Here is an 18,526-nt window from a genome sequence, read left to right as displayed (position 1 = left end):
CGCCCTGTTGAAATGGCGGCCGCACGTCGAATCGCGCGGCCGCCGTCGTGTTGCGTGGCACGCTGCCGTGCCACGCAACACATCGCCGACTACACGGAAGCCGCGGCCTCCGCCGTTGCCGGCGCCCAGCCGCCGCCGAGCGCACGGTACAGCGCGATCGCGTTCGCGAGCCTGAGCTGCCTGAGCCGGATCAGCTCCTGCCCCGACTCGTACGTGCTGCGCTGCGCGTCGAGCAGTTCGAGATACGTCGCGACGCCGCCCGCATAGCGACGCTCCGCGAGCTTCAGCCGCGCGCCATCCGCCGCATACACGTCCTGCTGCGCGGCAAGCTGCCGGTCGATCCAGTCGCGCGCGGCGAACGCATCGGCCACTTCGCGAAACGCGGTCTGGACGGCCTTCTCGTATTCGGCGACCGCGATGTCCTTGCGCGCGTGCGCGACGTCGAGGTTCGCGCGATTGCGTCCGCCCGCGAAGATCGGCAGCGTGATGCGCGGCGCGAACGTCCACACGCTCGTGCCGGCCGCGAACAGGTTCGAGAACGCGTCGCTCACCGAGCCGTAGTCGGTCGTCAGCGCGATGCGCGGGAAGAACGCCGCACGCGCCGCGCCGATGTTCGCGTTCGCGGCCTTCAGCCGTGCCTCGGCCTGCCGGATGTCCGGCCGTCGTTCGAGCAATTGGCTCGGTGCGCCCGGCGCCACGGGCGCGATCGACAGCGTGTCGAGCACGGTCGCGTCGTCGGGCACGTTGCGCGCGAAATCGCCCGCCAGCAATTGCAGCGCCCGTACGGCCTGCGCATGCTCGCGCTGCAGCGCGGCCTGCGACGCGCGCGCGGACGCCACCAGCATCTCGGCCGAGCGCAGCTCGATCGCGTCGCTCGTGCCCGCGGCATAGCGGCGTTGCGTGAGCGCGGCCATCCGCTCGCGGGCTTCGAGCGTACGCTGAGCGAGCGCCAGTTGCTCGTGCAACGATCGCTCGGAAACGTACGCGCCCGCCACTTCGGCGATCACGCCGATGCGGACCGTGCGCTGCGCGTCGGCCGTCGCGAAGTATTCGGCGAGCGCCGCGTCGGACAGGTTGCGCACGCGGCCGAACAGGTCGAGCTCGTACGCGCTGATGCCGACGCCCGCGCGATACAGCCCGCTGATCGCGCTTTCGCGCACGACCGGGTCGTACTGGCGCGCGCGTTCATAGCCGAGATTCGCATCGACCGACGGCATCCGGTCCGCGCGCTGCACGCCATACAGCGCGCGCGCTTCGTCGAGCCGGCCGGCCGCGATCCGCAGGTCGCGGTTGTTCGCGAGCGCCGCGTCGATCCACGCCTGCAGCGCCGGATCGGTGAAATACGCATGCCAGTCGTCGAGCAACGCGGCATCCTGCGCCGCGGGCGGTTCGGCCGCCGATGCCGTGCCGGCGTCGACCGGCGCATAGGTCGCCGGCACCGGCGCGGCCGGACGCTCGTAACGCGGCGCGAGCGAACAGCCGGCAAGCGCCAGCGCGGCGGCCAGCGCGACCTGAACCCGCAGCGCGCCGCGTGCATTCAGCGCAAACATCATGGTTGCGAACCCTCCATCGTCGTCGGCTGCGCGCCGCCGCGTCGGCGCGGGCCGACGTCGAACAGGCGGCCGACGATCACGAAAAACAGCGGGACGAGGAACACCGCGAGCACGGTCGCCGTGATCACGCCGCCGAGCACGCCGGTGCCGATCGCCATCTGCGCGCCGGACGCGGCGCCCGACGCGAACGCGAGCGGCAGCACGCCGACGCCGAACGCGAGCGACGTCATCACGATCGGCCGCAGCCGCAGGCGCGCGGCCTCGAGCGCGGCGTCGACGAGCGACATGCGCTGCGCGACCAGATCCTTCGCGACTTCGACGATCAGGATCGCGTTCTTCGCGGACAGCCCGATCGTCGCGATCAGCCCCACCTTGAAATAGATGTCGTTCGGCATCATCCGCAGCGTCACGCCGAGCACCGCGCCGATCACGCCGAGCGGGACGACCAGCATCACCGCGAACGGAATCGACCAGCTCTCGTAGAGCGCCGCGAGCGCGAGGAACACGACGAGCACCGACAGCGCGAACAGCATCGGCGCCTGCGCACCCGACAGCCGCTCCTCGAACGACTGCCCCGACCACGCATAGCCGATGCCGGCCGGCAGCTTCGCGGCGATCCGCTCGATCGCGCTCATCGCCTCGCCGCTGCTGTGGCCGGCCGCGGCCGAGCCGTTGATCGTGAACGACGGATAACCGTTGTAGCGCGTGAGCTGCGGCGGCCCGAGCGTCCAGTGCAGCGTCGTGAACGCCGCGAGCGGCACCATCTCGCCGCGCGCGTTGCGCACGCGCAGCTTCTTCACGTCGTCCGGATCGAGCCGGTGCAGCCCGTCGGCCTGCACCATCACGCGCCGCACCTGCGTGCCGTGCATGAAGTCGCCGATATAGTCGGAGCCGAACATCACCGCGAGCGTCGTGTTGATCTCGTCCATCGACACGCCGAGCGCGGACGCCTTCGCACGATCGATGTCGAGCTTCAGTTGCGGCGCGTCCTGCGTGCCCGCGAACATCAGGTCGGTGAGCGCGCGATCCTTGCCGCCCGCCGCGAGCAGTTGCTCGCGCGCGGCGCTGAACGTCGCGTAGTCGAGCCCGCCGCGGTTCTGCAGCCGGAAGTCGAAACCGCTCGACGAACCGAGATCGGGCAGCGCCGGCGAGTTCATCGCGAACACGGTCGTGTTCGGCGTGCCCGCGAAACGCTCGTTGATGCGCGCGACGATCGACTGCACGTGATCGCGCTCGGCCTTGCGCTCCTTCCAGTTCTTCAGCGTGACGAAGATCATCCCGCCGTTCGGCCCTTCGCCGTACAGGTTGAAGCCGCCGAGCGCATACGTGTAGGCGGTCGGCTCGTCGCGGCGGATGGCCGACTCGACTTCGCGCACGCTCTGCATCGTTTCCGCGAGCGGCGTGCCTTGCGGGCGAATCACCATCACCATGAAGTTGCCCTGGTCCTCGTCCGGCAGGAACGCGGTCGGCAGTTGCGTGAGCATCAGCGCGGCGGCCGCGGTCAGCGCGCCGTACACGACGAGCCAGCGCACCGGCTTCTTCAGCATCGTGCCGACCCGCGTCGCATAGCGCTGCGTCGCCCGCGCGACGAAACGGTTGAACCAGCCGAAGAAGCCGCCCTTCTCGTGATGGTCGCCGGACACCGGCTTGAGCAGCGTCGCGCACAGCGCGGGCGTCAGCGACAGCGCGAGGAAGGCCGAGAAGCCGATCGACACCGCGAGCGACAGCGCGAACTGCCGGTAGATGTTGCCCACCGCGCCGCCGAAGAACGCCATCGGCACGAACACCGACGTCAGCACCACGGTGATCCCGACGATCGCGCCGCTGATCTGTCGCATCGCCTTGACGGTCGCGTCGTACGGCCCGAGCCCTTCCTCGACCATCAGTCGCTCGACGTTCTCGACGACGACGATCGCGTCGTCGACGAGGATGCCGATCGCGAGCACCATGCCGAACATCGTCAGCACGTTGATCGAGAAGCCGGCCGCATACATCACGCCGAACGTGCCCGCGAGCGCGACCGGCACGACCAGCGTCGGAATCAGCGTCGCGCGCAGGTTCTGCATGAACAGGAACATCACGAGGAACACCAGCACGCCGGCCTCGATCAGCGTCGTGACGACCTTGTTCATCGATACGCGCACGAACGACGACGTCTCGTACGGGATCTGGTATTTCACGCCCGGCGGGAAGTACGCGGACAGCTCGTCCATCGTCGCGCGCACGCGCTTCTCGGTGGACACCGCGTTCGAGCCCGGCGCGAGCTTGATGCCCATTCCGGTCGCGACCTTGCCGTTCACGTACGACGGATAGTTGTAGTCGTTGCCGCCGAATTCGACGCGCGCGACGTCGCGCAGGAACAGCGCCGAGCCGTCGGGCCGCGCGCGCAGCGCGATCGCGCCGAAATCGGCCGGCGTCTTCAGCGGTGCGTCCGCGAACACGGTCGCCGCGATCGGCGCGCTGGCCGGCACCGCGCTGCGGCCGATATCGCCGATCGTCACGCGCGCGTTGTGCGCGCGCACGGCCGACGCGATGTCCGACGCGGTGAGGCCGTGCCCGGCCATCTTCACCGGGTCGGGCCAGATCCGCATCGCATATTCGGCGCCCCAGAACTGCACCTTGCCGACGCCCTCGACGCGGCGCAGCGCCTGCACGACGTTCGCCGACGCGTATTCGCCGAGCTGCACGTCGGTCATCCGGCCATCGTCGGACGTCAGCGACACGACGAGCTGGATGTTGTCGGCGGCCTTCTCGACCTGGATGCCGTCGCGGCGCACGGGCTCGGGCAGGCGCGCATCGACGGTCTTCAGCCGGTTCTGCACTTCGACGGCCGCGAGATCGGCGTTCACGCCCTGCTTGAACGTCAGGTACAGCGACGCCGCGCCGGCGCTGCTCGTCGCGGACGTATACAGCAGCCCCGGCGCGCCGTTCATCTCGCGTTCGATCAGCGCGGTCACCGATTCCTCGACGACCTGCGCGGACGCGCCCGGGTACGTCGCATAGATGCTGACGACGGGCGGCGCGATGTCCGGGTACTGCGCGACGGGCAGCGCGCGAATCGCGAACAGGCCGCCCAGCATGATGAAGATGGCGATCACCCACGCGAAGACGGGGCGATCGATGAAGAAACGTGCCATGTTGGTTTGAACCGGTCAGGTTTGACGGGCGGCCGCCTGCGAAGCGGCCGCGGGCGGCGCCGCCTTCGACGGCGGCGCTTTCTCGACGGGCTTGACGGCCGTATCGGGCGCGAACTGCGCGGCGTCGTCGACGATCACGCGCTCGCCGCCCGCGAGGCCGCGCGTGATGCGCCAGTCATGGCCGCTCATCTGGTCGGCCGTGACCTCGACGTCCTTGACCTTGCCGTTCGCGGCGACGACACGCACCGACGTGCGGTCGGCCGTGCGCAGCAGCGCGTCGCGCGGCACGAGGATCGCCCGCTGGTCGACCGCCGTGTCGAGCGCGATCCGCACATACGCACCCGGCAGCAGCTCGCGCTCCGGATTCGGGAACAGCGCGCGCATCGCGACGGTGTCCGTCGTCGGATCGACCGCAAGATCGCTGAACAGCAGCTTGCCCTTCAGCGGATACGCGGTGCCGTCGGCGCGCAGCAGCGTCACCGCGATGTCGTGCTGCGCGATGCCCGTCGCGCGCCCGCTCTTCACCGCGCGACGCAATGCGTCGACGTCGGCGGCCGGCTGCGAGAAGTTCACGTAGATCGGATCGAGCTGCTCGACGGTCGTGAGCGGGGTCGCCTGGTCCTGCCCGACGAGCGCGCCCTCGGTCACGAGCGCGCGCCGTGCGCGGCCCGCGATCGGCGCGGTGACGGTCGCGTAGTCGAGCTGCAGCTGCGCGCGCGCGAGTTCGGCTTTTGCCGATGCGACCTCGGCCTTCGCCTGCGTATCGGCCGCGACGGCCTCGGTGTGGTCGCGCTCGCTCACCGCGCGATCGCGCACGAGATCGTCGTAACGGCGACGCTTGTCGGTCGCGGCGAGCGCGGCGGCCTGCGCCTTCGCGAGCGCGCCCTGCGCGGCGTCGCGTGCGGCCTTCAGCGGCGCGGGATCGATGCGGAACAGCACCGCGCCCTGCTTCACTTCCTGGCCTTCCTCGTAGGTACGGGCGGTGACGATGCCCGCGACCCGCGCGCGGACTTCCGCCTGCCGGTAGGCGTCGAGCCGGCCCGGCAGTTCGACGGTCATCGGCACGGCCGTCGGGCGCACCGTCACGACGGTGGCCTGCTTCGCGGTCTCCGGCGCGGCGTCCTTGTCGCCCTTTCCGCATCCGGCCACGGCCAGCAGGGCCGCGAGCGCGAACGGCGCCAGCCGCATGCGGCGCCACAGGGTGCGTTTGTTATTCATGTTCTGACCTCGGATCATTCGCCGCCGATACAATGCGGCGGCTCAGGGTGGCCGATTATAATCAGTCACGACTGATTAAATACATGCTGTTTCAATCTGACCGACACACTGTCTCAATAAAACGACAGCGAACTGTAAGGAATTTCACGACATGGCCCGCAAGACCCGGGAAGAATCGCTCGCCATCAAGCACCGGATCCTCGACGCCGCCGAGCTCGTGCTGCTCGAAAGAGGCGTCGCGCAGACCGCGATGGCGGACCTCGCCGAGGCCGCCGGGATGTCGCGGGGCGCCGTCTACGGCCACTACCGCAACAAGATGGAAGTGTGTCTGGCGATGTGCGACCGCGCGTTCGCGCGCACGTCGGAAGGCTTCGACGCGGGCGACGGCCTGCCGCCGTTCGCGACGCTGCGCCGCGCCGCGTCGCACTACCTGCAGGAATGCGGCGAGCCGGGCCCGATGCAGCGCGTGCTCGTGATTCTCTATACGAAGTGCGAGCAAAGCGAGGAGAACGGCGCGCTGCAGCGGCGCCGCATGCTGCTCGAGCTGCAGATGCTGCGGATCACGAAGGCGCTGTTGCGTCGCGCGATCGCCGCCGGCGAGCTCGCCGCCGATCTCGACGTGCATCTGGCCGCCGTTTATCTGGTGTCGCTGCTCGAAGGCGTGTTCGCGTCGATGATCTGGACCAACCGGCTGCGCGGCAACCTGTGGAACGACGCCGAGGCGATGCTCGACGCCGGCTTCGACGCCGTCCGGACCTCCGCCGCGCTGCGTGGGCGCGCGCAAAAATTGCCGGACTGACGAAAATCGTCGTAACAAATGCTGATTTAACCCGATTTACCGCACTGCGAAACGAATGAGCTGACCCCCTTTAAAATTTTTAACGTTTTGCGGAACATCGGTAGACTGATGCTGTCATCTTTCTTTAGCGTCTTCGTGATAACCGGGTTCGACCCGGTAGGCACGCCGCCGTTCGAAGCGGGCACTGCCCCGCAGGTTGGGTCGAACGGAAACGACACAGGCCCCTGGCGGGGCCTGTTTTGTTGCACGCCCGCCGCCCGCCCCGTCGCCGTTCGACGGTGTGCCGCCGGCGGCCCCCGCCCACACCCCTTTGAACCGCTTTCCTGGATGTGGACACCTTGGTCAAGTCTGTCGCAACCCCTGATGCCGTCGCGCCCGGTCGCGCGCAGCGCGCCGTGCGCGCGCTCGTGCCGGCCGCCGTGCTCGGCGCCCTCGCCGCATTCGGCCTCGCCGCCGCGCTGCCGGCCGTGTCGCAACTGCCGGGCGCCGTCGACTCGGGCACGGCCGCGCTGCCGCAGCGCGTGCTGTCCGATACGCCGTTTCCCACCGCGCAGCATTTCGTGACGAGCGAGCTCGCCCGCACGATCGGCGAGCGCAACGAACACCTCGATCGCAACGATCGCAGCCTGCAGCCGGGCCTGTTCGCGCCGCTCAGCGCGCATCGCAACGACATGCTCGGCTATGCGAGCCTGTTCCAGTTCGCGGCGCCCGACCACCAGCAAGGCATGCGCGCCGGCGACATCGAACTCACGCTGTCCGATACGCTGAACCGTCTCGACGTGCCGCCCGAGGTGCGCATCCAGCTCGGCGATCTCGTCACCGGCAAGGTCGCGATGCGCGCGAGTGCGCAGCGCGGCGACTATTACCGCGTCGCGTTCGACACGCACGACGGCACGCCGCGCCTCACCGCGCTCGAGCTGCGCGTCGCCGGCCGCACGTTCGGCGCGATCTGGTTCCGCGCGCCGGGCGCCGAGCACGGCGCGTACTACACGCTCGACGGCTCGCCGCTCGAAGCCGCCGCGTTCACGATGCCGGTCAAGTGGACGCGCATCAGCTCGTTCTTCGGCGAGCGCATCCATCCGCTGTCGCAGGCGATGGCGTTCCATACGGGCGTCGATCTCGCCGCGCCGAGCGGCACGCCGGTCGATGCGGCGGCCGACGGCGTCGTGTCGTTCGTCGGCACCGATCCGGGCGGCTATGGCCGCTATGTGATCGTCGATCATGCGGACGGCTATTCGACCTACTACGCGCACCTGTCCGCGTTCGCTCGCGGGCTCAAGACCGGCGAAACGGTGAAGCAGGGGCAACGTATCGGTTCGGTCGGGATGACGGGCGCGGCGACCGGCCCGCACCTGCATTTCGAGGTGCGGGTCGCGAACGATCCGGTCGATCCGCTCGTCACGCTGGCCAGCGCGCAGACGGCGCTGTCGGACATGCAACTCACCGCGTTCCGCCAGGAAGCCGCGCAATGGCGCTTGCGCCTCGCGTCGATCAATACGACGCCGTTCGCGTTCACGCAGAACGACGGGCCGCTGTGGGGCGATTTCGCGACCGGCCCGTCGACGCTGCGCGCGGTTTTCGATACGCACTACAGCGCGTCATGACGCTGACGTCCTGAAGCGTCCGGGCACCTCGGCCTCATCGGCACCACCGCGCGCGTCGTCGCTCGAATCACGGCGACGCGGCCCGCTGAGGATGGTCGCCCATCATCCATCTTCATCACCGAAAGCGCGCGCACGCATTGGACGCGGCTCGCCGGCCCACCGTTACCTTGCGGGTTCCGTGCGCTCGGCCGTCGCCTGCGCCGCACGTTGCGTGCGCGGCCCCCGCGACAGCAGCCAGCGCGCCGCGCCATCGAGCGACGTGCACAGCACCAGATAGATCAGCGCGACGAACAGGAAGATCGGCGCCGGATACACCATCAGCCGGTTGTTCACCTGCGTCGCGACGAACGACAGTTCCGGCACGCCGACGATATACGCGAGCGACGTGTCCTTCACGAGCGCGACCCACTGGTTGACGAACGACGGCGTCATGATCCGGATCGCCTGCGGCAGCAGCACGTAGCGCACCGTCTGCCAGCGCGTGAGCCCGAGCGACAGCCCGGCCTGCCATTGCCCGTCGCCCGCCGCGACGATCCCCGCATGCACCGCATGCGCGAGATACGCGCCGCCGATCAGCGCCAGCGCGCACACGACCGTCGCGAGCCCCGGCACGTCCATGTGCAGCAGCACGGGCATCAGGAAATACGTCCAGAAGATCAGCATCAGCACCGGAATCGCGCGGAAGAAGCCGATGACCGCGAGCAGCAGCATGCGCGCCGGGCCACGCGCGAGCGCCATCGCGACGCCGAGCGCCACGCCGAGCACGGCCGACGCGACCGCGGACGCGAGCGCCAGCACCAGGGAAAGCGCGGCGCCGCCGAGCGGGCCGTCCGGAAACGCGCCGACCAACAGGTACGGCAGATTCGAGAGCAACAGCGAAAGATCCATTGTCAGCGTCCCGCTCCGAGCCGGTCGCGCCATTGCGTGGCCGCATACGCGCCGGCCTCGATCGCGGCCACCGCCGCGACGTACAGCACGGTCGCGACACCAAACGCGGCGAAGGTCTGGAACGTCTCCGTCTCGACCTGCCGCGACGCATACGACAGCTCGGCCACGCCGATCGCCATCGCGAGCGACGAGTTCTTCACGAGATTCATGTATTGGCCGAACAGCGGCGGCAGCGCGATGCGCACGGCCTGCGGCAGCACCACGTAGCGCAGCGACTGCATCGGCGTGAGGCCGAGCGCGGCCGCCGCATCGTGTTGCGCGCGCCGCACGCCGCGCAAACCGGCTTCGCATTCCTCGGCGACGAAGGCAGCCGTATAGGCGCTCAACCCGACCCAGCCCGCCACGAATTCGAACGACGGCCACGCGAGCGTGACCGGGCCCACGCTCACCGCATGGCGCGCATTGAGCCACGCGATCCACGTATCGGGCAGCAACGACGCGACGCCGAAATACCAGAACAGCAACTGCACGAGCAGTGGCGTGTTGCGGAACGCGACGACGTACGCCGCAGCGACCGTGCGCGGCGCCCTGCCGCGCGCATGCCGCATCACGGCGAGCAGCAACCCGCCGACGGTCGCGGCGACGGCCGACGCGGCCGCGAGGCCGAGTGTCAGCAGGAAACCCTGCCAGAGCCAGGACAGATATTTGGGAGCCAACCCGAGCATGCTGGGGAGCGCGCACGACGCGCGCGGTCGGATGAAAACGAAAAGCGCCGCGCGGCCGAGGTTCCGGCCAAACGCGGCGCGCGTGCGGCAGCGGTCAGGTCTTGTCGCCGATCCGGAAAATGCGCGTGAGCGGCGTTTTCGTCGTCGGCCCGAACCATGCGTCGTAGATCTGCGTCGCGCGGCCGTTCGCCTCGAGCCCCTTCAGCGTGTCGTTGACGAAGCCGAGCAGGCGCGTCTCGCCCTTCGGCACGCCGACGCCCATGTAGTCGTTCGAGATCGTGAACGCCGGGATCTCGTAGTTCTGCTTGTCGGGCACGTTCGCGAGCAGGCCGATCAGTTTCGGGCCGTCCTGCGTGATGGCCTGCACGTTGCCGGCGCGCAACGCGGCGAACGCGAACGGCGTGTCGTCGTACGCGACGATCGTCGCCTTCGGGAATTTCTCGCGCAGCGTGATTTCGTTGGTCGTGCCCTTGTCGGCGCCGACGCGCAGGCCGTTCAATTGGTCGGCCGATTTCAGCACACCTTTCTTCGCGAGAAATTGCTGGCCCGACGAGAAATACGGGATGCTGAAGTCGACCTGCTTCGCACGCTCGTCGGTGATCGTGAAGTTCGCGAGCACGAGGTCGACCTTGCCGGACGTCAGGAACGGGATGCGGTTCGCGGGATTGGTCGGTTGCAACTGCAGCTTCACGCCGAGCTTGTCGGCGAGCGCCTTCGCGTAATCGACGTCGAGACCGACGATGTGATTGCTTTTCGCGTCGACATAGCCGAACGGCGGATTGCTGTCGAACGTCGCGACGCGCAGCACGCCGGCCTTCTTGATGTCGTCGAGACGGTCCGCATGGGCGGCGGTGCCTGCGGTAACGAGCGCGACTCCGATGAGCCACGTAGCGAGCGTGTTGATTTTCATGAGCACGACCTGATTTGTTATGGAGGCCGCCGCGGATCGCGCGGCGGCACGGTTCGAAGAACATCGCGACGGAGTGTGTCGTCGCGAAGCCGCTAACGTATCAGCGCGTGCAGTGAATCCGAACCAACAAATGGTGCTTTGCTCTGCGGGTTTCGTGATGAAGCAGACGGGCTGCGGGCACGCATTGCCGCGGCGCAAAAAAAGACGCCCGCTGCACGCAGCGGGCGCGAATCCCAGTCAAGGAGGTGTCACACGAACTACGCAGTCAGATTAAGGAAATCGGCCGCCACGGACAACGAATCGATTTCCATATCGATATGACGCGGCGCGTTCATGCCGGCACCTGGCCTGTCGAACCGCGGGTGCCGTCACATGCGCGATTGCACGTCGCAAAAAAAACGTCCCGCCAACCGGCGGGACGTTCGTCATGATGCGAGTATGCGCGACGCGCGGCCGATCACGGCTCGTGACGCAGGTACCCTTCCTTGCTCGGATCGCGCATCCGCCACGACACGATCAGCGAGATCGCGCACAGCGCGGTCACGTACCAGTAGAACGTTTCCTCGCTGCCGATCGACTTGAACCACAGCGCGACGTACTCGGCCGAGCCGCCGAAGATCGCGTTCGCCACCGCGTACGACAGGCCGACGCCCATCGCGCGCACCTCCGGCGGGAACATCTCGGCCTTGATCAGGCCGCTGATCGACGTGTAGAAGCTGACGATCGCCAGCGCCACCGTGATCAGCACGAACGCGGCCACCGGACTCGTCACACCCTTCAGCGCATGCATCAGCGGCACCGTGCCGATCACCGCGAACGCACCGAACAGGATCATCGACGTTCGGCGGCCGATCTTGTCCGACAGCGCGCCGAACACCGGCTGCATCAGCATGTAGACGAGCAGCGCGACGGTCATCACGTTGCTGGCCGTCTTCGCGTGCATGCCGGCCGTGTTCACGAGGTACTTCTGCATGTACGTCGTGAACGTGTAGAAGATCAGCGAGCCGCCGGCCGTGAAGCCGACCACCGTGAAGAACGCCCCCTTGTGCTGCCACACGCCGCGGATCGTGCCCGCGTCCTTCTTGTCGCGCGATGCGCTCGTCGACGTCTCGTCGAGCGACTTGCGCAGGTACAGCGAGATCAGCGCGGCCGCCGCGCCGACCACGAACGGAATGCGCCAGCCCCACGCTTTCAGCTCGCCGGCCGACAGCGTCTGCTGCAGGATCACGAGCACCAGCAGCGCGCACAGCTGGCCGCCGATCAGCGTCACGTACTGGAACGACGCGAAGAAGCCGCGACGGCCCTTCAGCGCCACTTCACTCATGTAGGTCGCACTCGTCCCGTACTCGCCGCCCACCGACAGGCCCTGGAACAGGCGCGCGACCAGCAGCAGCGCCGGCGCGAGCGCACCGATCTGCGCATAGGTCGGCAGCACCGCGATCACGAGCGACCCGCCGCACATCATCAGCACCGAGATCATCATCGCCGCGCGACGGCCGTGACGGTCGGCGATGCGGCCGAACAGCCAGCCGCCGATCGGACGCATCAGGAACCCGGCCGCGAACACGCCGGCGGTGTTCAGCAGCTGCGTCGTCGTGTTGCCGCTCGGGAAGAACGCCGGCGCGAAGTACAGCGCGCAGAACGAGTAGATGTAGAAGTCGAACCATTCGACGAGGTTGCCCGATGAGGCGCCGACGATGGCGAACACGCGTCGCCGGGTGTCATGCGCGGACAGCGCAGCTTGGTCGGTCTGGACGTCCATGGGTTGGTCTGTTCCTTTTAGTGCTTTCTGGGCGAGACGGCCGGGGCCGCCGCGTGCGGTCGCACGTGGCACCGGTTCCGGCGCACGGCGCTACGGGATTTTAGCGAAATGTAAAGTAACAAGCGCTCCGGGTTCGTCCGGATGTAGAAAATTTTTCTCCTGCCACGCGTTCGTCATATGAAAACGCCAGCCCGCAGGCTGGCGTCCGATGCAAACATTGTCGACGCGACGATCACACGCGCACTTCCGGCGGCACGTAGCGGCACTCGTAGCGCTTGCGCACGGTGCCGGCCTCGTCGACGCTCTCCAGGTACACGTCGAACTGCCAGAGCCGCGCCATGTGCTTGAGCACTTCGTCGCTGTCGTTCGACAGATGGCGGTTGTCGGTCATGAAGTGGCGCAGCGTGAGGCTGCGGTCGCCGCGCGTGTTGACGGCCCACACCTGGATGTTCGGCTCGCGGTGATGGATGTCGTACTGCCGAGACAACGCCTGCCGCACGTACTGGTAGCCGGAATCGTCGTGGATCGCCGATACCTCGAGCGAATCGCGCATGTCGTCGTCGAGCACCGAGAAGAGCCGCATCTCGCGGATCAGGTTCGGCGACAGGTACTGCGCGATGAAGCTCTCGTCCTTGAAGTTGCGCATCGCGTAGTGCATCGCCGGCAGCCACGGCGTGCCCGCGATCTCCGGAAACCACTTGTAGTCTTCCTCCGTCGGCGCTTCGCAGATCCGGCGGATGTCGCTCATCATCGAGAAACCGAGCGCATACGGGTTGATCCCGCTGTAGTACGGCTTCGTGACGGGCGGCTGGTAGACCACGTTGCTGTGCGAGTGCAGGAACTCCATCATGAAGCCGTCTTCCAGCTTCCCCTGGTTGTACAGCGTATTGAGCAGCGTGTAGTGCCAGAACGTCGCCCAGCCTTCGTTCATCACCTGCGTCTGCCGTTGCGGATAGAAATACTGGCCGATCTTGCGCACGATGCGGATCACTTCCCGCTCCCACGGTTCGAGCAGCGGCGCATTCTTCTCCGCGAAATACAGCAGGTTCTCCTGCGGCTCGGGCGGATAGCGGTCCTCCTGCTCCTCCGTGAGCTCGGGCTTCTTGCCCGGCAGCGTGCGCCACAGTTCGTTCACCTGCGACTGCAGGTACGCCTCGCGCTCGCGCCGCAGCGCCGCTTCCTTCGACAGCGACGGTTTCTGCGGCCGCTTGTAGCGGTCCACGCCGTAATTCATCAGCGCATGGCACGAGTCGAGCAGTTCCTCGACGCGATCGAGGCCGTAGCGCTCCTCGCATTCCGCGACGTAGTTCTTCGCGTACACGAGGTAGTCGATGATCGCGTGCGCGTCGGTCCACAGGCGGAACAGGTAATTGCCCTTGAAGAACGAGTTGTGCCCGTACGCCGCGTGCGCGATGACGAGCGCCTGCATCGTCATCGTGTTCTCTTCCATCAGATACGCGATGCACGGGTTCGAATTGATGACGATTTCGTAGGCGAGGCCCATCTGGCCGCGACGATAGCTCTTCTCGGTCGCGAGAAAGTGCTTGCCGAACGACCAGTGACGGTAGTTGACGGGCATCCCGACCGACGCATACGCATCCATCATCTGCTCGGCGCTGATCAGTTCGAGCTGGATCGGGTAGATGTCGAGCTCGTATTGTTCGGCGACCTGCGAGATGTGCGTGTCGTATTCCTCGAGCAATTCGAACGTCCAGTCGGACGGACACGGCAGCGGCTTGCGTTCGGCAACGTTCATACGCGCTTCCTTTTGCCCGGAACCGGGCAAGTCGGCGGCCGGCGGCGACGGTTCGGCCTGCCCATGTTGTTGCGGTGCGGCAGGACCGGCCGTGTCGTCGCCGGAAGGGCGCGGCTCGTAGCCGCGCGACTCGTTGTGCAGATGGCGGGTCGTCATGACATTTCCACCTGCTTTTCGAACAATTCGCGAAACACCGGGTAAATGTCCGCAGCCGATTCCACTTTTTTCATCGCGAGATGCGGTTGCGACAGGGCCAGTTGCGCGTATTCCAGCCACAGATTCTGCTCTTCCGGCGCGACCTGGATATACGCGAAGTAACGCGTCTGAGTGAGGATATCCTCTTCCAGGATTTTGCGACACTTGGGCGAATCGTCAGTCCAGTTGTCGCCGTCGGACGCCTGCGCGCCGTAGATGTTCCACTCGGTCGGCGAGTAGCGCTCGCTCATCACCTTGCGCATCAGTTCGAGCGCGCTCGACACGACGGTGCCGCCGCTTTCGGTCGAATGGAAGAAGGTGTCCTCGTCGACTTCCTCGGCGCGCGTGTGGTGGCGAATGAACACCACCTCGATGCGCTCGTAGTTGCGCTTGAGGAACAGGTACAGCAGGATGAAGAAGCGCTTCGCGAGATCCTTGCGCTGCTCGTCCATCGAGCCGGATACGTCCATCAGGCAGAACATCACGGCCTGGCTCGACGGTTGCGGCTGCTTCACGCGATTGATGTAGCGCAGGTCGAACGGATCGATGAACGGAATCCGCCAGATGCGCCCTTTCAGATGATGGATCTCGGCCTCGAGCGTCGCGATTTCGGCGCGGCGGTCTTCGGGGTCGTTCTTCAGCGCTTCGAGCTGCGCCTCGAGCTCGCGCAGCTCGTTGACGAGCGGCGAGCCGAGCGCGATGCGCCGGCCGAGCGCGCTGCGCAGCGAACGCACGACGTCGATGTTGTTCGGCGTGCCTTCCGCCGACCAGCCCGCGCGCACGTTCTTCCAGCTCGGCACCGTCAGCAGGTGCGTCTTCACGAGGCGCGGCAGTTCGAGGTCGTCGAAGAAGTACTGCATGAACTCGTCGCGCGACAGCTCGAACACGAAGTCGTCCTGCCCTTCGCCCTCGTTGCTCGCCTGACTGCCGCCGCCACCCGAGCCGCCCTGCGGACGCGGGATCTTGTCGCCGCGCACGTAGTCCTCGTTGCCGGGGTGCACGTACTCGCGACGCCCGCCCGGCGCGTGCCGGAAATTCGGCTCCGCGATGTCCTTGCGCGGGATCGTGATGCTCTGCGTGCTCTGGATATCCTTGATGCTACGGTCGCGCACCGCGTCGGACACGGCACGACGAATGTAGTTCTTGACGCGACGCAGAAAGCGTTCGCGATTGGCGATGCTCTTGTTCTTGCCGGCCAGCCTGCGGTCGATGATTTGATGAAGCACTCCCGGTCTCCCGCTCGAAAGTCGATACGCCGGGACGCTCGCCGCACATGCCGTCTGCCGTCATGCGGGCGGCGTCTCTGAAAGCGCCCGTACGGACTCGCCGTACGGGCACGGTACCGCGCGCGTCATGACGACTTGCGCACGCGCAGGTACCAGTCGCAAAGCAGCCTCACCTGCTTCGGCGTATAGCCCTTCGCGACCATCCGGTTCACAAAGTCCTCATGCTTGCGCTGCTCCTCCGCCGAACCCTTGGCGTTGAATGAAATCACCGGCAACAGTTCCTCGGTGTTCGAGAACATCTTCTTCTCGATCACGACGCGCAACTTCTCGTAGCTCGTCCACACGGGGTTCTTGCCGGCGTTCGCCGCCCGCGCGCGCAACACGAAGTTCACGATCTCGTTGCGGAAATCCTTCGGATTGCTGATCCCGGCCGGCTTCTCGATCTTCTCCAGCTCCGCGTTCAGCGCGGCGCGGTCGAAGCTCTCGCCGGTATCGTGATCGCGGAATTCCTGATCCTGGATCCAGAAGTCCGCATACGTGACGTAGCGATCGAAGATGTTCTGGCCGTATTCCGAATACGACTCGAGATACGCGGTCTGGATCTCCTTGCCGATGAACTCCGCGTAGCGCGACGCGAGCACGTCCTTCACGAACGACAGGTACTTCTGCTCCGTTTCCGGCGGGAACTGCTCGCGCTCGATCTGCTGTTCGAGCACGTACATCAGGTGCACGGGGTTCGCCGCGACCTCACTCGTATCGAAGTTGAACACGCGCGACAGGATCTTGAACGCGAAGCGGGTCGACACGCCGGTCATCCCTTCGTCCACGCCCGCGTAGTCGCGATACTCCTGGTACGACTTCGCCTTCGGATCGGTGTCCTTCAGGTTTTCGCCGTCGTACACCTGCATCTTCGAGAACAGGCTCGAATTCTCCGGCTCGTGCAGCCGCGACAGCACCGAGAACTGCGACATCATCTTCAGCGTGCCCGGTGCGCACACGGCCTCGGCGAGCGACGAGTTGCGGATCAGCTTCTCGTAGATCTTGATCTCTTCCGACACGCGCAGGCAGTACGGCACCTTCACGACGAAGATCCGGTCGAGCAGCGCCTCGTTGTTGCGGTTGTTGCGGAACGCCTTCCATTCCGACTCGTTCGAGTGCGCGAGAATCACGCCGTCGAACGGAATCGCGCCGAAACCTTCGGTACCCTTGAAGTTGCCTTCCTGCGTGGCGGTCAGCAGCGGGTGCAGCACCTTGATCGGCGCCTTGAACATTTCGACGAATTCGAGCAGGCCCTGGTTCGCGAGACACAGGCCGCCCGAGTAGCTGTAGGCGTCGGCATCGTCCTGCGCATACTGTTCGAGCTTGCGGATATCGACCTTGCCGACCAGCGACGAGATGTCCTGATTGTTCTCGTCGCCCGGCTCGGTCTTCGCGATGCCGACCTGCCGCAGGATCGACGGATAGCGGCGCACCACGCGGAACTGGCGGATGTCGCCGTTGTATTCGTGCAGGCGCTTGACGGCCCACGGACTCAGGATGCTTTTCAGGTAGCGGCGCGGAATGCCGTACTGTTCCTCGAGGATCGGACCATCCTCGTCGTAGTCGAACAGCCCGAGCGGCGATTCGTTGACGGGCGAGCCCTTCAGCGAATAGAACGGCACGCGCTCCATCAGTTGCTTCAGGCGCTCGGCGATCGACGACTTGCCGCCGCCCACCGGGCCCAGCAGATAGAGGATCTGCTTCTTCTCTTCAAGGCCTTGTGCAGCGTGGCGGAAATACGCGACCACCTGCTCGATCACCTCCTCCATTCCGTAGAACTCACGGAATGCCGGATACACCTTGATGACCTTGTTCGCGAAGATCCGCGACAAGCGCGGGTCGTTGCGGGTATCGATCTGTTCAGGTTCCCCGATTGCTTCCAGCATGCGTTCACCAGCCGTCGCGTACGCGGATGGATCGTTCTTGCAGAGCGCGAGATACTCCTCCAGCGAGAGCTCTTCCTCTCGCGTTTTTTCGAAGCGGTTCGCGAAGCTGCTGTAAATATCCATGCTACCTCCCTCGCCTGAGTCTGAAGACGTGCCTGCCTTCGTATGACTGCGCAGAAGCAAGCGCGTTCGAATTCATCCTAAACCCTTTCTTATTTTTTTTCACGAACTCTTCGTATGAAGTTCGTCATTCTCGACAACACCGCTTGGACAACGCATTTCGCCGTTTTACAATTGATCTCCCGAGCCGCAGAAACTGCATCCGCCGCGTCTCGTCGAACATCGAAACGTCTCGTGCGTTGGACACCGCCGACGTCGCCACTTCTCCCCTTCATCCCTATACGTTCGAGCAGTCGCGTGCGATGACACGCCGCGCGCACCGTTACAAATTTTTTTCGCAGTCCCTTACGGACATACCCGTACGACGAGCGCGGGAACATGACGTGCACGCAGCGCGTTCCTGCGTCTCCGTCGACCGGCGACGCGCACTGCACGCGACGACGCACGATCGATCGTCCGCGCTGTCACATTTCGTCCGTTGCGGAAACGACGACGCCCGCTGATCGCGGGCGTCGTTCGTCACCAAATGGGGATAGATACACGGCGCGCGCCGATCAGAACGTCTTCCAGTCGTCGCCGCCGGCGGTCGCGGCAGCCTGTGCGGGCGCGGGCGCGGCCGATGCGGCGACAGGCTGGCGCGCCGGCATCGCGGCAGGCGCGCGTTTCGGCGCGGCGTCGCGTTCGACGCGCGCGGCAGCCGGTGCAGGC

General features: G+C 66.3%; 12 protein-coding genes. 2 read left to right on the top strand and 10 right to left on the bottom strand.

Annotated features, from left to right (window positions below; all coding sequences use genetic code 11):
- Nucleotides 1-89 precede the first annotated feature (89 nt).
- Genes MMB92_RS19520 through MMB92_RS19510 form a run of 3 tightly spaced genes read right to left on the bottom strand, consistent with a single transcriptional unit; the run spans nt 90 to nt 5,908 of the window.
- On the bottom strand, nt 90-1,550 hold the full coding sequence (locus tag MMB92_RS19520; protein ID WP_062884549.1) for an efflux transporter outer membrane subunit: 1,461 nt from the start codon (nt 1,548-1,550) through the stop codon (nt 90-92).
- Nucleotides 1,550-4,690, bottom strand: a complete 3,141-nt coding sequence (locus MMB92_RS19515) for a multidrug efflux RND transporter permease subunit (RefSeq protein WP_006499092.1) — start codon at nt 4,688-4,690, stop codon at nt 1,550-1,552. Before MMB92_RS19515 ends, MMB92_RS19520 begins: the two co-directional genes overlap by 1 nt.
- Before the next feature lie 15 nt (nt 4,691-4,705).
- A complete protein-coding gene (locus tag MMB92_RS19510) occupies nt 4,706-5,908 on the bottom strand; it encodes a MexX/AxyX family multidrug efflux RND transporter periplasmic adaptor subunit (protein WP_062884550.1) in 1,203 nt (400 codons plus the stop codon).
- A gap of 151 nt (nt 5,909-6,059) precedes the next feature.
- Here MMB92_RS19510 and MMB92_RS19505 point away from each other — a divergent pair, with 151 nt between their 5' ends.
- Both MMB92_RS19505 and MMB92_RS19500 read left to right on the top strand, forming a co-directional pair.
- Nucleotides 6,060-6,707, top strand: a complete 648-nt coding sequence (locus MMB92_RS19505; protein WP_006499094.1) for a TetR family transcriptional regulator — start codon at nt 6,060-6,062, stop codon at nt 6,705-6,707.
- Nucleotides 6,708-7,045: 338 nt separating this feature from the next.
- Nucleotides 7,046-8,311 carry a M23 family metallopeptidase gene (locus MMB92_RS19500; protein ID WP_059723587.1) on the top strand — a complete coding sequence of 422 codons (1,266 nt, stop codon included), beginning with the start codon at nt 7,046-7,048 and terminating at the stop codon, nt 8,309-8,311.
- 162 nt (nt 8,312-8,473) lie between these two features.
- On the opposite strand, the gene MMB92_RS19495 is transcribed toward MMB92_RS19500, so the two are convergent.
- The 7 genes from MMB92_RS19495 to MMB92_RS19465 all read right to left on the bottom strand — a co-directional run bounded on the left by MMB92_RS19495 (nt 8,474) and on the right by MMB92_RS19465 (nt 17,821).
- A complete protein-coding gene (locus tag MMB92_RS19495; RefSeq protein ID WP_034201807.1) occupies nt 8,474-9,199 on the bottom strand; it encodes an amino acid ABC transporter permease in 726 nt (241 codons plus the stop codon).
- A gap of 2 nt (nt 9,200-9,201) precedes the next feature.
- Nucleotides 9,202-9,924, bottom strand: a complete 723-nt coding sequence (locus tag MMB92_RS19490) for an amino acid ABC transporter permease (RefSeq protein ID WP_006483961.1) — start codon at nt 9,922-9,924, stop codon at nt 9,202-9,204.
- A gap of 94 nt (nt 9,925-10,018) precedes the next feature.
- Nucleotides 10,019-10,834: an ABC transporter substrate-binding protein gene (locus MMB92_RS19485; RefSeq protein ID WP_006483955.1), complete on the bottom strand. Its 816-nt coding sequence runs from the start codon at nt 10,832-10,834 to the stop codon at nt 10,019-10,021.
- 457 nt (nt 10,835-11,291) lie between these two features.
- A complete protein-coding gene (locus tag MMB92_RS19480) occupies nt 11,292-12,596 on the bottom strand; it encodes an MFS family transporter (protein ID WP_006483959.1) in 1,305 nt (434 codons plus the stop codon).
- A 232-nt stretch (nt 12,597-12,828) separates the two neighbouring features.
- Entirely contained in the window at nt 12,829-14,508 is a 1,680-nt protein-coding gene (locus MMB92_RS19475) for a SpoVR family protein (protein WP_006483958.1), read from the bottom strand.
- The gene (locus tag MMB92_RS19470; RefSeq protein WP_006483957.1) at nt 14,505-15,773 is read right to left on the bottom strand and encodes a YeaH/YhbH family protein; all 1,269 of its coding nucleotides are present in this window, start codon (nt 15,771-15,773) and stop codon (nt 14,505-14,507) included. Before MMB92_RS19470 ends, MMB92_RS19475 begins: the two co-directional genes overlap by 4 nt.
- Before the next feature lie 125 nt (nt 15,774-15,898).
- The gene (locus MMB92_RS19465) at nt 15,899-17,821 is read right to left on the bottom strand and encodes a PrkA family serine protein kinase (RefSeq protein ID WP_006483964.1); all 1,923 of its coding nucleotides are present in this window, start codon (nt 17,819-17,821) and stop codon (nt 15,899-15,901) included.
- Nucleotides 17,822-18,526 lie beyond the last annotated feature (705 nt).

The organism is Burkholderia sp. IO2, assembly GCF_029522185.1.
Lineage (GTDB): Bacteria > Pseudomonadota > Gammaproteobacteria > Burkholderiales > Burkholderiaceae > Burkholderia > Burkholderia cenocepacia.
This window is presented reverse-complemented; position numbering and strand designations above follow the sequence as displayed.

Bases quoted from the DNA above. Each gene is read 5' to 3' on its own strand.
- MMB92_RS19520 (WP_062884549.1), bottom strand. From the start codon at position 1,550: ATGTTTGCGCTGAATGCACGCGGCGCGCTGCGGGTTCAGGTCGCGCTG.
- MMB92_RS19515 (WP_006499092.1), bottom strand. From the start codon at position 4,690: ATGGCACGTTTCTTCATCGATCGCCCCGTCTTCGCGTGGGTGATCGCC.
- MMB92_RS19510 (WP_062884550.1), bottom strand. From the start codon at position 5,908: ATGAATAACAAACGCACCCTGTGGCGCCGCATGCGGCTGGCGCCGTTC.
- MMB92_RS19505 (WP_006499094.1), top strand. From the start codon at position 6,060: ATGGCCCGCAAGACCCGGGAAGAATCGCTCGCCATCAAGCACCGGATC.
- MMB92_RS19495 (WP_034201807.1), bottom strand. From the start codon at position 9,199: ATGGATCTTTCGCTGTTGCTCTCGAATCTGCCGTACCTGTTGGTCGGC.
- MMB92_RS19490 (WP_006483961.1), bottom strand. From the start codon at position 9,924: ATGCTCGGGTTGGCTCCCAAATATCTGTCCTGGCTCTGGCAGGGTTTC.
- MMB92_RS19485 (WP_006483955.1), bottom strand. From the start codon at position 10,834: ATGAAAATCAACACGCTCGCTACGTGGCTCATCGGAGTCGCGCTCGTT.
- MMB92_RS19480 (WP_006483959.1), bottom strand. From the start codon at position 12,596: ATGGACGTCCAGACCGACCAAGCTGCGCTGTCCGCGCATGACACCCGG.
- MMB92_RS19475 (WP_006483958.1), bottom strand. From the start codon at position 14,508: ATGACGACCCGCCATCTGCACAACGAGTCGCGCGGCTACGAGCCGCGC.
- MMB92_RS19465 (WP_006483964.1), bottom strand. From the start codon at position 17,821: ATGGATATTTACAGCAGCTTCGCGAACCGCTTCGAAAAAACGCGAGAG.